Annotated in this window: 13 protein-coding genes and 1 pseudogene; 13 read left to right on the top strand and 1 reads right to left on the bottom strand. The window is 63.6% G+C overall.

Going from position 1 to position 15,219, the window contains the following annotated elements; genetic code table 11:
• Window positions 1–134 precede the first annotated feature (134 nt).
• The 7 genes from treZ to LPW29_RS13615 all read left to right on the top strand — a co-directional run bounded on the left by treZ (window position 135) and on the right by LPW29_RS13615 (window position 8,268).
• Window positions 135–1,964: a malto-oligosyltrehalose trehalohydrolase gene (treZ, locus tag LPW29_RS13645; RefSeq protein ID WP_238628456.1), complete on the top strand. Its 1,830-nt coding sequence runs from the start codon at window positions 135–137 to the stop codon at window positions 1,962–1,964.
• The gene (locus LPW29_RS13640) at window positions 1,961–3,784 is read left to right on the top strand and encodes a glycoside hydrolase family 15 protein (RefSeq protein WP_238628455.1); all 1,824 of its coding nucleotides are present in this window, start codon (window positions 1,961–1,963) and stop codon (window positions 3,782–3,784) included. Before treZ ends, LPW29_RS13640 begins: the two co-directional genes overlap by 4 nt.
• A gap of 61 nt (window positions 3,785–3,845) precedes the next feature.
• The gene (locus LPW29_RS13635; RefSeq protein ID WP_238628454.1) at window positions 3,846–4,922 is read left to right on the top strand and encodes a zinc-binding metallopeptidase family protein; all 1,077 of its coding nucleotides are present in this window, start codon (window positions 3,846–3,848) and stop codon (window positions 4,920–4,922) included.
• Between the two features lie 70 nt (window positions 4,923–4,992).
• Window positions 4,993–5,646, top strand: coding sequence for an anthranilate synthase component II (locus LPW29_RS13630; RefSeq protein WP_238628453.1), 654 nt, complete (start codon window positions 4,993–4,995; stop codon window positions 5,644–5,646).
• A complete protein-coding gene (gene trpD / locus LPW29_RS13625; protein WP_090252404.1) occupies window positions 5,643–6,662 on the top strand; it encodes an anthranilate phosphoribosyltransferase in 1,020 nt (339 codons plus the stop codon). The genes LPW29_RS13630 and trpD overlap by 4 nt, the downstream gene beginning before the upstream one ends.
• Complete coding sequence (gene trpC, locus LPW29_RS13620) at window positions 6,659–7,468, top strand: indole-3-glycerol phosphate synthase TrpC (protein WP_238628452.1); 810 nt, start codon at window positions 6,659–6,661, stop codon at window positions 7,466–7,468. Before trpD ends, trpC begins: the two co-directional genes overlap by 4 nt.
• Window positions 7,469–7,674: 206 nt before the next feature.
• Complete coding sequence (locus LPW29_RS13615; RefSeq protein WP_238628451.1) at window positions 7,675–8,268, top strand: CBS domain-containing protein; 594 nt, start codon at window positions 7,675–7,677, stop codon at window positions 8,266–8,268.
• Between the two features lie 269 nt (window positions 8,269–8,537).
• Here the strand turns inward: LPW29_RS13615 and LPW29_RS13610 are convergent, their stop codons facing one another.
• Window positions 8,538–8,825 carry an accessory factor UbiK family protein gene (locus tag LPW29_RS13610; protein ID WP_238628450.1) on the bottom strand — a complete coding sequence of 96 codons (288 nt, stop codon included), beginning with the start codon at window positions 8,823–8,825 and terminating at the stop codon, window positions 8,538–8,540.
• A gap of 458 nt (window positions 8,826–9,283) precedes the next feature.
• Here LPW29_RS13610 and LPW29_RS13605 point away from each other — a divergent pair, with 458 nt between their 5' ends.
• From LPW29_RS13605 to ltrA, 6 genes and pseudogenes are all read left to right on the top strand, one after another.
• Window positions 9,284–9,994, top strand: coding sequence for a TorF family putative porin (locus LPW29_RS13605; protein WP_238628449.1), 711 nt, complete (start codon window positions 9,284–9,286; stop codon window positions 9,992–9,994).
• Between the two features lie 68 nt (window positions 9,995–10,062).
• Window positions 10,063–10,401, top strand: coding sequence for a P-II family nitrogen regulator (glnK, locus tag LPW29_RS13600; RefSeq protein WP_090252420.1), 339 nt, complete (start codon window positions 10,063–10,065; stop codon window positions 10,399–10,401).
• A gap of 36 nt (window positions 10,402–10,437) precedes the next feature.
• Complete coding sequence (locus tag LPW29_RS13595; protein WP_238628448.1) at window positions 10,438–11,691, top strand: ammonium transporter; 1,254 nt, start codon at window positions 10,438–10,440, stop codon at window positions 11,689–11,691.
• Window positions 11,692–11,809: 118 nt separating this feature from the next.
• A pseudogene (locus tag LPW29_RS15795) lies at window positions 11,810–11,956 on the top strand (IS91 family transposase); the annotation flags it as partial.
• Window positions 11,957–12,042: 86 nt separating this feature from the next.
• Window positions 12,043–13,608, top strand: a complete 1,566-nt coding sequence (locus LPW29_RS13590; protein ID WP_238628447.1) for an ATP-binding protein — start codon at window positions 12,043–12,045, stop codon at window positions 13,606–13,608.
• 599 nt (window positions 13,609–14,207) lie between these two features.
• Window positions 14,208–15,219: group II intron reverse transcriptase/maturase (ltrA, locus tag LPW29_RS13585; RefSeq protein ID WP_238628446.1), on the top strand; the 1,012-nt coding region annotated here is incomplete at its 3' end.

The raw sequence follows: 15,219 nt of genomic DNA, 5'->3' as shown, positions 1-15,219 counted from the left end.
GGGGGGCCCGCCCCCAGGGCCAGCACAGTGCCTGCCTCGCCCCCTCATCCCCGGCCCTTCTCCCCCAGGGGGAGAAGGGAGTATCTGTAGCTGAATGGGTCCATTCATTTTAAGGCAACTGGTTGACAACCCAAATGAATATTCCCCGTGTCTGGGCCCCCCATGCCCATCAGGTTCATCTGGACTGCCAGGGTGAACATCGCCCCCTGACCTGCCGAAGTGATGGCTGGTGGTGGGACAGTCAGCCACTGGAACATGGCACCGACTACGCCTTCCTCCTGGACGGCGAAGGGCCTTACCCGGACCCTCGCAGCGCCTGGCAGCCCCAGGGGGTGCATGGGCCTTCCCGGTGGCTGGATCATGACCGCTTCACCTGGCACGACGCAGGCTGGCAGGCCCCGCCACTGGCCAGTGCCGTGATCCAGGAGATCCACGTGGGCACCTATACCCCCGAGGGCACCTTCGAGGCCATCATCCCGCGCCTGGATCACCTGCGGGATCTGGGCATCACCCATGTGGAACTCATGCCCGTGGCCGCCTTCCCCGGCCGTTACGGCTGGGGCTATGACGGCGTCGCCCTGTTTGCCCCCCACGCGCCCTACGGCGGTCCCGAGGGGCTCAAGCGACTGGTGGATGCCTGCCATGGCAAGGGTCTGGCGGTGCTGCTGGACGTGGTCTACAACCATCTGGGGCCCAGCGGCAATTACCTGGGTCGGTTCGGCCCCTATTTCACCGATGCCTATCACACCCCCTGGGGCGATGCCGTCAACCTGGACCGGGCCGACAGCCCCGAGGTGCGTCGGTTCTTCGTGGACAACGCCTTGCACTGGCTGGCGCACTATCACATCGACGGCCTGCGCATCGACGCGGTGCATGCCATCATCGACACCTCCGCCACGCATTTTCTCGAAACCCTCGCTGAAGCGGTGGAGCGCCTGCAGGCCCGCCTGGGCCGTCACCTCACCCTGATCGCCGAGAGCGACCTGAACGACCCGCGCATCATCCGGCCTCGGGCCGTGGGCGGGCTCGGGCTGGACGCCCAGTGGAATGAGGATTTTCACCACGCCCTGCATGCCGCCCTCACCGGGGAACGCCAGGGCTACTACGAGGACTTCGGCGACCTGGCGCACCTGAGCCGTGCCGTCACCCGGGGATTCTGCTACGCGGGGGCGTATTCCACCTACCGGCGCCGCCATCACGGCCGCAGCGCCGCCGATCTGCCGGGGCGCAGTTTCGTGGGTTGCCTGCAGAACCATGATCAGATCGGCAATCGGGCGGCGGGTGACCGCAGCACCCAACTGCTGTCCACCGGTCTGCTCAAGGTGGGCGCGGCCATCGTGCTCACCGCACCCTTCGTGCCCATGCTGTTCCAGGGGGAGGAATGGGGCGCGCGCACGCCGTTTCTGTACTTCACCGATCACCAGGAGCCGGACTTGGCCGAGGCCGTGCGGGAAGGGCGCCGCCGGGAGTTCGCCGCCTTCGGCTGGGACCCGGAGCAGGTGCCCGATCCCCAGGCCCTGGAAACCTTCGAGCGTTCCCGCCTGGACTGGGACGAGCGGGAGCCGCATCGGGACCTGCTGCAATGGCACAGGGATCTGATCCACCTGCGCCGGCATCATCCCGCGTTCAGCGATGACCGCCTGGCCCGGGTGGCGGCCCACGGCGATGAGCAGGCCCGCTGGTGGGTGATGTCCCGCCCCGGTATCGTGGTGGCCTGCAACCTGGCCCCCGCAGGGCAACGGGTGCCGTTGATGCAGCAACCCGGGAAGATCCTGCTCGCCTCGGCACCCGGGGTGAGCCTGGAGGCTGGCGGCGTCCAGCTGCCGGCCGAGTCGGTGGTGATCCTGGAAACATCCGACAGCGAGCCCGATTGCTCCCTTCTCCCCTTCCATCCTCACCCCAACCCCTCTCCCGCCAGCGGGAGAGGGGCTTCACACACAGACAACAACCAGAACAGACCATGACCCATCAGGAAAAACCCATCACCCGCCGCGGCCATTTCCTCCCCATCGAAGATCATGGCCTCATCGGTGATGGCACCACCGCCGCCCTGGTGGGCCGGGACGGTGCCATCTCCTGGCTCTGCGTGCCCCGTTTCGACAGTGATCCCCTGTTTTGCGGGCTGCTGGACCACGAACAGGGGGGCGCCTTCAGTGTGGCCCCCGAACCCCTGCTCAGCGCCTGCCAGTCCTACCACCCCGATACCGGCGTGCTGGTCACCCGCATGAGTGGTCCCGACGGCACCGTGGAGGTGACCGATGCGCTCACCCTGCGGGCCGGCGCCGATCTGTCGGAAGATGCCCCGGCAGGGCGCGGTGAGCTATTGCGCTACATTCGGGTGGTCAGTGGTCGGGTGCGTCTGCGCCTGCGTATTCACCCCCGGGGTGGGGCTCGCTGCGATCCCCATGGCGCGGGTTTGACCCTGCGGCCTGAGCGTCAGCCGGGCCTGGACCTGCATCTGGGCTCCAGCCTGATCCTGGGGGGGATGGATCAGTGTTTCGATCTGCGCGCTGGCGATACCCATCACCTGGTGCTCTCCTGGGGGGGGCATGCCCGCCGTTTTCACCTGCACCGTCCGGAGGAAACCCTGCAGACCACGCTGGAGGTCTGGCGTCAGTGGATGACCCATTTCGATTACCAGGGGCCGCGAGAGGCGCTGGTGCGGCGTTCTGCCATCACCCTCAAACTCATGGATTACACCGCCACCGGTGCCATGATCGCCGCCCCCACCTCGTCCCTGCCTGAGGCCCTGGGGGGGCCGCGTAACTGGGATTACCGCTACGCCTGGATCCGTGACGCCGCCTTCTCGGTCTATGCCATGGGCCGCATCGGCCTGCAGCATGAGGCCGAAGGTTTCATCGGCTGGGTGCTGGACGCCGTCGAGCGGGCCGGCTGGCCGCGGGTGCTGTATGACGTGGATGGCCATGTGCCGCCCCCGGAGCGTGAGGACCCGGATCTGGGCGGCTACCGGGGTGCCCGGCCCGTGCGTTGGGGCAACGACGCATCAGAGCAGCGCCAGCATGACGTCTTCGGCGAAATCCTGGACTGCGCCTACCGCTGGGTACAATGGGGTGGCTCTCTGGATGCCAGGCTCTGGACGCAGTTGCGACGCCTGGTGGATGCCGCTGCCCGGGAATGGCGCAACCCGGACCACGGCATCTGGGAGGTGCGCACCGCTGGTCGTCCTTTCACCTACTCCGCCGCGCTGTGCGCCGTTGCCCTGGACCGCGGCGCCCGCCTGGCCGAAACCCATCACCTGCCCGGGGATGTGGAGCACTGGCGTGCCGAAGCCCAGGCAATCCGTGAGGCCATCCTGGAAAGCGCCTGGGATCCTGAGCTGGAATCCCTCACCGAGCACCTGGGCGGCGGCGCTCTGGACGCCAGCCTGCTGGCCCTGCCTCTGCGGGGCGTGATTCCGGCGGACCACCCGAAGATGGTCGCCACGACGAAGGCCGTGATGAAGCATCTTGGGGCCGGCAATGGACTGCTTTATCGTTACCTGCCGGAAGAGTCCCCCGACGGCCTCAGCGGTCACGAAGGGGCCTTCCTGCTGTGCAGTTTCTGGCTGGTGGACAATCTGCTGGGGCAGGGTCGCCACGATGAGGCCATGGCGTTGTTCGACTCTCTGTGTGAACGCGCGAATCCCCTGGGCCTGTTCTCGGAGCAGATCGACCCCGCCAGCGGTGCCTTCCTGGGCAACTTCCCCCAGGCCTTCAGCCATGTGGGGGTGATTTCCAGCGCCATCAACCTGGCCCGGGCCGGATTCGGTCGCTCCGCTCCATAGGGCGTATGCTGTCCGCTATGCTCGATGATCGAGAGCCCCTCAGAAGGTCACTGACAATTCCATGAGACTCTTTAACTGTGGCTCTTGCGGCCAGTTGATCTACTTTGAAAACACCAGTTGCACCCGCTGTGGCCACACCCTGGGATTCCTGCCCGATACCCTGGAAGTGGCGGCCCTGGAGCCGGAGGAGGGCGGGTTGTGGCGACCGTTGGGCGCGGTATCCCAGGGGCGCTATCGCATGTGTAACCACTACGCCCGCGATGCGGTGTGCAACTGGATGGTGCCCGTTGAAGAAGATGAGGGGTTCTGCGCCGCCTGCCGCCTGAATCAGGTGATCCCGGATCTGGGCGTGCCCGGCAACAAGACGCTGTGGTACCGCCTGGAGACGGAGAAGCGCCGCCTGATCTATAGCCTGCTGCGCCTGAAACTGCCCGTGGTCCCCCGTTCCCACGACCCCTCCGGGCTGGCCTTTGCCTTCATGGCCGATGTGGAACCCCAGTTCTTCGAAACCGAGCGCGTCATGACCGGGCATGCCCGGGGTCTGATCACCATCAACGTCGCCGAGGCCGACCCTGCCACCCGCGAGCGCCTGCGAGAAAAGATGGCCGAGCCCTATCGCACCATCCTGGGGCATTTTCGCCACGAGTCGGGCCACTACTACTGGGAACGAATGATCCGGGACACCCCCTGGCTGGAGACCTTCCGGGCCCGGTTCGGCGATGAACGGGAGGACTATGCCCAGGCCCTGCAGCGGCATTACCGGCAGGGGCCGCCGTCGGACTGGGGGCAGCACTTCATCAGCAGCTATGCCAGCAGTCACCCCTGGGAAGACTGGGCCGAGACCTGGGCTCATTATCTGCACATCATCGACACCCTGGAAACGGCCCATGCATGGGGGCTGGAAGTGGGGCCGCGACTGGAGCAAGGGGCGCATCTGCGTGCCGCGCCGGATTTCGATCCTTATGAACAGCGGGAATTCACCGCCCTCGTGGACCACTGGTTGCCGTTGACCTACGCCCTCAACAGCCTCAATCGCAGCATGGGACACAGCCCTGCCTACCCATTTGTCCTGTCCCCCAAGGTGGTGGAGAAGATGACATGGATCCACCGGATCGTTGGCGGGGAACGGCCAGCTTGACCTGGTGCGCGGCATCCACGATGCTCCTTGCATCACACGAACAGACCGCTGCCGGGAGCCCGCCCACATCATGCTGTTGATGATCGATAACTACGATTCCTTCACCTACAACCTGGTGCAGTATCTGGGCGAGCTGGGTGCCGATGTGGATGTGCGCCGCAACGATGTCCTCACCGCAGACGAGATCGAGGCCATGGCCCCGGAGCGCATCGTCATCTCTCCCGGCCCCTGCACCCCGGATCAGGCGGGAATCTCCCTGGAGGTGATCCGCCGCTTTGCCGGGCGAATACCGCTGCTGGGCGTATGCCTGGGTCACCAGAGCATTGGCCAGGCCTTTGGCGGACACATCATCCACGCCCGGGAGATCATGCATGGCAAGACCTCCATGGTGCATCACAAGGACATCGGTGTTTTTCAGGGCCTGGAAAACCCCCTGGAGGCCACCCGCTACCACTCCCTGGTAATCGACAAGACCCGCCTGCCCGACTGCCTTGAAGTGACCGCCTGGACCGAGACCCCGGATGGCCAGCTGGACGAGATCATGGGCGTGCGTCACCGGAACATGGCCGTGGAGGGGGTGCAGTTTCACCCGGAATCCATCCTCACCCGGCAGGGGCACGAGCTGCTGCAGAACTTCCTGCGCACGCCCCTTGTGGTTGACCGGTCGCCCGGAGGCCGTGAAAATCCCGCCAAACACCAAGACAGGGGGCGGGCGACACCATGAACATGCAGGAGGCCATCCGGGCCGTAACCGAACACCGGGATCTCTCCGGGCAGGAGATGATCACCGTCATGCGCCAGGTCATGACCGGCGAGGCCACCCCCGCACAGATTGGCGGTTTCCTGGTGGGGCTGCGCATGAAGGGTGAAACCGTGGATGAAGTCGCCGCCGCGGCCTCCGTCATGCGTGAACTGGCCACCCGGGTGGAGGTGGATACGAAACACCTGGTGGATACCTGTGGCACGGGGGGGGATGCCTCCGGCACCTTCAACATCTCCACCGCCGCCGCCTTCGTGGTGGCCGCCGCCGGCGGGCGGGTGGCCAAGCATGGCAACCGTTCCGTCTCCAGCCGGTCCGGCAGCGCCGATGTGCTGGAAATTGCCGGCGTCAATCTGGATCTGGAGCCGGAACAGGTGGCCCGCTGTATCAACCAAGTGGGCGTGGGTTTCCTGTTCGCGCCTCGTCATCATGGGGCCATGAAGCACGCCGTGGGGCCCCGTCGCGAGATGGGGGTGCGTACCCTGTTCAACGTGCTCGGCCCGCTCACCAACCCGGCCGGCGCCCCCAATCAGGTGCTGGGCGTGTTCAGTACCCATTGGCTGGAGCCCCTGGCTCAGGTGCTCAGGCTGTTGGGCAGCCGTCATGTCATGGTGGTGCATGCCGAGGATGGCCTGGATGAGATCAGCATCGGTTCCCCCACCCGGGTGGCGGAGTTGCGTGATGGCAAGGTCACCACACGCATCATTGCCCCCGAGGCGTTCGGTCTGGAGCGCACGCCCCTGGATGCGGTGCGGGTGGACAGCGCCGAGGAGAGCCTGGCGTTGATTCGAGGTGTCTTCGAAGGTCGCCCCGGGCCAGCAAGGGATATCACCCTGCTCAACGCCGGTGCGGCCATCTACGTGACCGGTCTGGCCGACACCCTGGAAGCGGGTGTCCAGCGGGCCGCCCAGGTCATCGACAATGGTGGCGCCGCCGCCAAGATGGACGAGCTGGTGGCCGTATCGGGGGCGATCCAGTGAGCGGCGCACCGGATATTCTCAAGAAAATCCTCGCCCGCAAGCGCGAGGAAGTGGCCGAGCGTTGCCAGCACACCCCCCTGGACGACCTGGTCCGCATCATGGATGTCGCCCCGGTCGTGCGCCCTTTCCTCCAAGCCCTGCGCCATCGCATTCAAGCCGGCGATCCGGCCGTGATCGCCGAGGTGAAGAAGGCCAGCCCCAGCAAGGGGGTGTTGCGAGAGGATTTCAACCCGGCAGCCATCGCCCGAAGTTACGAGCAGGGCGGGGCCGCGTGTCTCTCCGTGCTCACGGATCATGATTTTTTCCAGGGGCATGAGGTCTACCTGCAGGAGGCGCGTGCCGCCTGTGGTCTGCCGGTGCTGCGCAAGGATTTCATCATCGATCCCTACCAGGTCTACGAGGCCCGGGCCATGGGTGCCGACTGTGTCCTGCTCATCGTCTCCGCCCTGGGGGATGCGAACCTCAAGGACCTTCTGCTGCTCATCCACGAACTGGGCATGAACGCCTTGGTGGAGGTGCATGACGGGGAGGAGCTGGATCGCGCCCTCAACCTGGATGCCACCCTGATCGGCATCAACAACCGCAGCCTGCGCACCTTCGAGACCCGCTTGGAAACCACTCTGGACCTGGTGACGCGCGTACCCGAGGACCGGCTCCTGGTCACCGAGAGCGGCATCCACAGCCGCGAGGATGTGGAGCGCATGCGAACGGCGGGCGTGCACACCTTCCTCATCGGCGAGGCCTTCATGAAGGCCCCCGACCCGGGCCAGGCACTGGCCGCCATGATGGGCTTCACCCAAGTCTGAGATCGTGCCCCATGATGGGCTCTGGTCCAGACCTGACCTCGGGCACCGTGGGAGCGGGCCTGCCCGCGAAGGGCAGAACCCCATAACCCACCATCCCGCCCGGGAATCGACAACCACCATCGGCAGGCGTAATCTGACCAGTGAGGCACCCCACGCCCCACGGCGTGGAGAGAATAAACAAAAGCCCGACACCAAAGGAGGCTGCCATGGCTGCGCGCTATGCTCTGATTCCGTCCCATACGCTGTCTGAACATGTCACGGTGCACCGTTTTGGTCAGGGTCTGCCCTCCCGGGTGACCATGGAGGACCCGGCCGCAGATGTCATGACCGATTTCCGCCGCGTGGAGGCGGTCACCGCGCCCCCCGAGATGCCCATGGATGCGGCCCTGCAGAAGATGATCCATGCAGGGGTGCGATTGCTGATCGTGGTGGACCGGGATGAGGGTGTGCTCGGGGTGGTCACCGCCCGGGACATCATGGGTGAGAAGCCGGTGAAGACGGTCTCCGATGAGCGCATCGCGCACAACGACCTACTGGTGCAGCATGTGATGACGCCCCGGGGGGAGCTCAGTGTGATGGACCATTTTGATGTGGTCACGGCCCGGGTGGGGGATGTGGTGGTCACCCTGCGCGACGCGGGGCGTCAGCACGCGCTGGTGGTGGAATATGACGATCAGCGCCGGGAGATTTTGCGGGGGCTGTTCTCACTGACACAGATTGGCCGTCAGTTGGGGGTGGAAATCACCTCCGAGGGCCCGGTACAGAGCTTTGCGCAGATTGAGAAGTTGTTGAATCGGTAGGGGCTTCGGTTCAAACCTTGGCGGGGGCGGCACGCACAACGGGGCCGTTCACGAACGGCCCGTACAGGTTGGGCGGCGGCACGCACACAGACTGGGCGGCGGCACGCACAAATCGCGGTGGCACGCACAACACCGTAGGGGCGCTTCGAGAAGCGCCCGGCCGTTGCCGCGGATACCATCTCACCCACCCGACAGGCCACCGACTCCAGACACCCCGCCGGGGCCGTTCACGAACGGCCCGTACAGATGCCCCTATCTTGTATCTGTTCTTACAAATCCCCCGCCGGATTTTCATCCCCCTGTGCCCGGGGTGCCAAAAACTCCTTCTCCAGCGCCTTCACCCGAACCTCCATGGCCGAGAGGCGCTCGCGGGTGCGCTCCAGGACGGCGGCCTGCACCTCGAACTCCTCACGGGTCACCAGATCCATACGATGGAAGGCGCCGGACAGGCCCGCCTTGAGGTTCTTCTCGATGTCCGCCTGAACGTGCTGCACCGATTCGGGCATCATCCCGCTCAGTTTGCGGACCATTTCATCCAGGCTCTTGTTGTCGATCATGCTGCACCTCCGTGCGGTGTTCGTGTGTTGTCGTTATTTTACGCCTTAAGCCTGCCGAAGGGCAGGCACCGTGTTTGGCGCCTCGGCATCGTGCCCGCCGCTCCCCTCATCCCCAGCCCTTCTCCCCAGAGGAGAGAAGGGAGTGACTTCCCATCGCTGAGCCCCTCTCCCCAGAGGGGGCAGGGGGTAACTCCCCATCGCTGAGCCCCTCTCCCCTCAGGGGAGAGGGGTTGGGGTGAGGGGATAGCGAAGCCCCACCGCAGATATGCCCCATAACAGTGCAAGAATCCCCGCCCAGCCACCCAAAACAGGGCGCCCCTCACAACCAAAAGCGTGAGCCAATTCACAAAACATTGAAAAACCGAAAAAAACCAACCTGGCACGCCAAATGCTATTTCCCTCTCAGCAGTGACATTTACACCACACACGTCAACAACAACCTGCGAGAGAAAAACGCCATGAGCAAGATCTTGACCCAAACCGCCCTGACCGCCGCCGTCGCCACCGCCCTTCTTGCGGGCACGGCCATCACCTCCACGGCCTCGGCCGAGGTCAGCGCCAATATCGGTTTCACCAGCAATTACATGTTCCGAGGCATCACCCAGACCGAAGATCAGGCGGCCGTTCAGGGTGGCCTGGACTATGAGCACGCAGGGGGATTCTACGCCGGCACCTGGGCCTCCAACGTGGATTTTGGCGAAGATGATGACGGCGACGACGTCAAGGGCTACGAAATCGATGGCTACTTCGGCGTGGCCGGCGGCATCGGCGATTCCGGTGTGGGCTTTGACGTGGGCTACATCTACTACGCCTATCCCACGCTGGACGATGCGGATCTGGGCGAAATCTACGGCGCCCTGGACTTCATGGGCTTCTACGGCATGGTCAACTTCGTCACCAATGCGGATGCCAGTGAGCTGGAAGACACCCTCTCCTATGAACTGGGTTACGCCTTCGACATCATGAGTGACACCAGCCTGGGCGCCACCGTCGGCTATGTGGACCCCGACGAAGGCGACGGTGACTACACCTGGTGGTCCCTCTATGCCACCAAGGCCACCGACCTGGGTGACTTCACCTTCGCCTACACCCAGAACGACATCGACGCACCCCAGGGCAGTAACATCGACGACCCGCGCGTCAACGTCTCCTACGTCATGTCCTTCTAATCCGACCCAGAGACACCCATGCACACGGTGGGCGGCCTGACCGGCTGTCCACCCAAGGAGCAGCGAACATGAAACTGGTCACAGCCATCATCAAGCCCTTCAAGCTGGACGACGTGCGGGAAGCCTTGTCGGAGATCGGCGTGCAGGGCATCACCGTCACGGAGGTCAAGGGCTTCGGGCGCCAGAAGGGCCACACCGAACTCTACCGGGGGGCCGAGTACGTGGTGGATTTCCTGCCCAAGGTGAAGATGGAAGTTGCCGTGGATGATCCCCTGGTGGATCAGGTCATCGAGGCGGTCAGCAAATCCGCCAACACCGGCAAGATCGGCGACGGCAAGATCTTCGTCTTCCCGCTGGAACAAGCGATTCGCATCCGCACCGGCGAAACCGGCACCGACGCACTCTAAATCACGAACAAACACTCACTTGGCGGGGGATTCATTGTGGAAAACCAAGTCATAGAAATCGCATACGCGCTGGACACGTTTTATTTCCTCGTGTCGGGCGCCCTGGTCATGTGGATGGCCGCAGGGTTCACCATGCTCGAGGCGGGCCTGGTCCGCTCCAAGAGCACCGTGGAAATTCTCACCAAAAACATCGCGCTGTATTCCATCGCCTGCATCATGTACATGATCATCGGCTACAATATCATGTATGGCGGCGGTATCAATGCCCTCATTCCCAGCTTCTGGCCCATGCTCAGTTCCGTGGACAACACGGCTGAAGAGGTGATCGCCAGCGGTGGGGACATCTACTACTCCAACCTGTCGGACTTCTTCTTCCAGGTGGTCTTCGTGGCCACGGCCATGTCCATCGTCTCCGGTGCCGTGGCCGAGCGCATGAAGCTGTGGGCCTTCCTGACCTTCTGCGTGGTGCTCACCGGCTTCATCTATCCCATCCAGGGTTTCTGGAGCTGGGGTGGCGGTTTCCTCAGCGAGATCGGCTACTCGGACTACGCCGGTTCCGGCATCGTCCATCTCACCGGTGCTGTGGCCGCCCTGGCCGGTGTGCTCCTGCTGGGTGCTCGTAAGGGCAAGTATGGTCCCAAGGGCCAGATCAACGCCCTCCCGGGTGCCAACATGCCCCTGGCCACCCTGGGTATCTTCATCCTCTGGCTGGGCTGGTTCGGCTTTAACGGCGGTTCCGAACTCAAGATCTCGGACGTTGACTCCGCCAACGCCGTGGCCCGGGTATTCACCAACACCAACCTCTCCGCCGCCGGGGGGGTGGTGGCCGCACTGATGACCTCCCGCCTGCTGTTCGGCAAGACCGACCTCACCATGGGCCTCAACGGCGCCCTGGCCGGCCTGGTGGCCATCACCGCCGAACCGCTGATGCCGCATCCCGCCCTGGCGGTGCTGATCGGCGTGATCGGTGGTGTGCTGGTGGTCTTCTCCATCGTCCTGCTGGACAAGGTGAAGATCGACGACCCGGCAGGCGCCATCTCCGCCCACGGCACGGCCGGCATCTGGGGTGTGTTCGCGGTGTTGCTCTCCAACCCGGACGCCAGTTTCGTGGGGCAGTTGGTGGGCGTGGCCTCCATCTTCGCCTTCGTCTTCATCGCCAGCCTGCTGTTCTGGCTGATCCTCAAGTACACCATGGGGATCCGGGTCAGCGAAGAGGACGAACTGAAAGGTGTGGACATCGCCGAATGCGGCCTCGAGGCCTACCCGGAGTTCACCGCCGGCCGTAAGTAAGTCTCCTCTGCAGGGAGTGAAGTGGTTGCGGGCGCCTAAGGCGCCCGCTTTTTTTGGTGCGCCAGGCATGGCGCGCAGCGCCTGACTGGCGCTGTTTCCGAGGGTGGTGCCTCGGAATAGCAAGAGCAATTACCTGTGCCCCGTCAAGGCCCTGTCCAGGCGCTTTCGTGGCCACATGGTCGCGAGCTTGAGGCAGGCGTCCGACAGTGGGGAGCTGTCTCGGGTGACTCGCCCCGGGGAGGTCGACTATCTGCTGGACGAACTGACAGACAGGGCTCCCGCACAAGCACAGCACCAGCAGGGCCATGATAGACTGCCACCGGCAAGATACTTGTCCCTGGAGGGCCAGGCATGGCGAACCATCAGCGCCTCAGACTCCCCATCGGGATTCAGACCTTCTCCGAGATCCGCGAGGGGGACTATTACTACGTGGACAAGACCCCAGTCATCGAGTGCCTGGTCCACCAGAACAAGTACTACTTCCTCTCCCGCCCCCGACGCTTCGGCAAGAGCCTGCTGCTGGATACCCTGCGCTGCCTGTTTGAAGGCCGTCAGTCACTCTTTGAGGGGCTCTACATCCACGACCGCTGGGACTGGAAGACCGTCCATCCGGTCATTCGACTGAGCTTTGGCGATGGGGTGCTGACCAGCCGTGATGCCCTGGACATTCACATCCATGAACTGCTCAACGCCCAGGCCGAAGCGCTGGACGTTTCCCTGCGCAATACCTCGATTGCCGGCCGTTTTCGTGAGCTTATCCACCAAACGCACCAGCGCCATGGTGAACGGGCGGTGCTGCTGATCGACGAATACGACAAGCCCATCCTGGACAACATCCGCTATCCCGAGCGCGCCCGCGAACTGCGCGAAGGCCTCAAGAACCTCTACAGCGTGCTCAAGGATGCCGACCCGCACCTGCACCTGGTGTTGCTCACCGGCGTATCCAAGTTCAGCAAGGTCAGCCTGTTCTCGGGGTTGAACAACCTGCGCGACATCACCCTGCTACCCGACTACACCACCCTCTGCGGCTACACCGATGAAGACCTCGATACGGTGTTTGCCCCCGAGCTGCCAGGCCTGGATCGCGATGCCATCCGGCAGTGGTACAACGGCTATCGCTGGGGTGGGCAGGAGGTGACCTCCGTCTACAACCCCTTCGACGTCCTGCTGTTGCTCCAGAATCGCCAATTCGGCCCCTACTGGTTCGAGAGCGCGACCCCCACCTTTCTGGTGGAGATTCTCAAGGACCGCGGCGTCTTCACCCCCGCGCTCACCGCCTGGCACAGCCGGCCGGCACTGCTCAGCCGCTTCGATGTGGAGGACATCTCCACCGATGCCCTGCTGTTTCAGACCGGCTACCTCACCTTGAAGGACATCCACGAAGAAGTCCCGAACCGGCCGCTCTACAAACTGGGCCTGCCCAACCAGGAGGTGGAGATCAGCCTCAATGAGGCCCTGCTACCGGCGCTGGGCGTGAGTCATGCCATCTTCGATGACGTGGTCATCCGCTTGCCCCGCCTGCTGAAGGCCGCCGACATGGCAGGCCTTGAGGCCCACATGAAAGCCCTCTACGCCGGCCTGCCTCACGATTGGTACCGCAACAACCCCATCGCCCAATACGAAGGGCATTATGCCAGTGTGTTTTACAGCCACTTTGCGGCCCTGGGCGTTCAGGTCACGGTGGAAGATTCCAGCCACCATGGCAAGGTGGACATGGCGGTGGACTTTGCCGGGCACATCTACCTGTTCGAGTTCAAGGTGGTGGAGCAGCTGCCCGAAGGCAAGGCCCTGGCGCAGATCAAGGCCAAAGGCTACGCCGAAAAATACCGCGCCACCGGCAAGCCCATTCACCTGATCGGTGTGGAATTCTCCCGCGAAAGGCGGCAGATCGTGGCTTTTGATGTAGAGACGATCTGAACCTTCAAATGGGGACAGACAGTGCGCCGGGATAAGCTGGCGAGAGATTGGAGGTGCAAATCCTCTGCCCGGTAAGGCGTAGCGAACCGCTGGGACCCCGAGTCATGGGCATCTGCTCGCGAGGGCAGGGGCTAAGCGTTGACAGGGGAACACACAGGCCCGGTATTGAGCTCCGAAATCAAGGTTGGGAATGCTGACCGCGTTGTCTGATCGGGAAAGCAAAACTGCCAGCTGCGCTAGGCGCGAGCAGCGGGCAGATTCCCCGGAGTCGTAGACCCGGAGCATGTGTGGATGTCTCTCGTACGGAACCCGGGAGGCCTCGTGCGCGTGGCAGCGATGCCACTGTTTGCCCAAGGTGAAGAGCTGATCGGCAAGCAGAGCGTGACGAGGAGTCGGACAAGGTCATAGTAGTGGAGAAGCAGGCGAACAAAATGAAGCCGAACGAAGCAGTACGACGTGAAGCCCAGTGGCGGAGCCTGTGGAGCGAAGGGCCTTGGCGAAGAGAAACCCCTGAAAGGACGCCCGTGACCGGGACCCAGAGCCTGGGGCAAGCGGTTAGCGGACTGGACAGGGTGCGTGCAGCAGCAAAGCGGGACCGCATGTTGCGACTGACCAACCTGATGCACCACCTCGATGTGGACCTCTTGCGGCGTGCCTACCAGGCACTCAACCGCAAGGCGGCACGAGGCGTCGATGGACTGAGCTGGGAAGACTACGGCCAGGAACTCGACGTCCGCCTGCAGGACCTGCACAGCCGCATCCACAGTGGGCGATACCGACCGCAACCGGTCAGGCGAGTATGGATCCCCAAGGCGGACGGCCGGCAACGGCCGTTGGGCGTAACCAGCATCGAAGACAAGCTGGTCCAACAAGCCTTGGTGTATCTACTCAACCCCATCTACGAGGTGGACTTCAAAGGATTCAGCTACGGCTTCAGGCCGGGGCGCAGTCAACACGATGCGCTCGATGCCCTGCATGTGGCGATCACACAGCGCAAGGTCAACTGGATACTGGACACGGATATCAGCGCCTTCTTCGACAGGGTCGATCATGGCTGGCTGCTCAAGTTCGTGGCCCATCGGGTGGGGGATCGCCGCGTGCTCAGGCTGATAGAACAGACCCTCACGGCAGGTGTGATGGAAGGCGAACAGCGGTACCCGACAAAAGCAGGGACCCCTCAAGGGGGCGTACTCTCGCCGCTGCTGGCCAACATCTACCTGCACTACAGCCTGGACCTTTGGGTGGACGCATGGCGCAAGCGATACGCACGCGGAGAAGTGTATATCGTGCGTTATGCCGATGATGCGGTGCTGGGTTTCCAGTACCGCGACGATGCCAACCGGTTCAGGGGGGCGCTGACCGAAAGGCTGGCGAAATTCTCCCTGGAACTGCATCCGGAAAAGACCCGGCTGGTCGAATTTGGCCGATACGCTGAAACCAACCGGGCCAAACGCAAAGAAGGCAAACCCGAAACCTTCGCATTCCTTGGATTCACGCACATCTGCGGCAAACGCCGTGCGGATGGTCGCTTTACCGTGCACCGTACGACCTTGGGCAGACGGCTGCGGGAATTTGTGGGCAAGCTGAAAGACTGGCTACGGACCAACCGGC

The organism is Ectothiorhodospira sp. 9100, from assembly GCF_022227565.1.
GTDB lineage: Bacteria > Pseudomonadota > Gammaproteobacteria > Ectothiorhodospirales > Ectothiorhodospiraceae > Ectothiorhodospira > Ectothiorhodospira marina.
This window is presented reverse-complemented; position numbering and strand designations above follow the sequence as displayed.

Coding starts and splice junctions, on each gene's coding strand:
- treZ (WP_238628456.1), top strand. CDS start 135: ATGAATATTCCCCGTGTCTGGGCCCCCCATGCCCATCAGGTTCATCTG.
- LPW29_RS13640 (WP_238628455.1), top strand. CDS start 1,961: ATGACCCATCAGGAAAAACCCATCACCCGCCGCGGCCATTTCCTCCCC.
- LPW29_RS13635 (WP_238628454.1), top strand. CDS start 3,846: ATGAGACTCTTTAACTGTGGCTCTTGCGGCCAGTTGATCTACTTTGAA.
- LPW29_RS13630 (WP_238628453.1), top strand. CDS start 4,993: ATGCTGTTGATGATCGATAACTACGATTCCTTCACCTACAACCTGGTG.
- trpD (WP_090252404.1), top strand. CDS start 5,643: ATGAACATGCAGGAGGCCATCCGGGCCGTAACCGAACACCGGGATCTC.
- LPW29_RS13615 (WP_238628451.1), top strand. CDS start 7,675: ATGGCTGCGCGCTATGCTCTGATTCCGTCCCATACGCTGTCTGAACAT.
- LPW29_RS13610 (WP_238628450.1), bottom strand. CDS start 8,825: ATGATCGACAACAAGAGCCTGGATGAAATGGTCCGCAAACTGAGCGGG.
- LPW29_RS13605 (WP_238628449.1), top strand. CDS start 9,284: ATGAGCAAGATCTTGACCCAAACCGCCCTGACCGCCGCCGTCGCCACC.
- glnK (WP_090252420.1), top strand. CDS start 10,063: ATGAAACTGGTCACAGCCATCATCAAGCCCTTCAAGCTGGACGACGTG.
- LPW29_RS13590 (WP_238628447.1), top strand. CDS start 12,043: ATGGCGAACCATCAGCGCCTCAGACTCCCCATCGGGATTCAGACCTTC.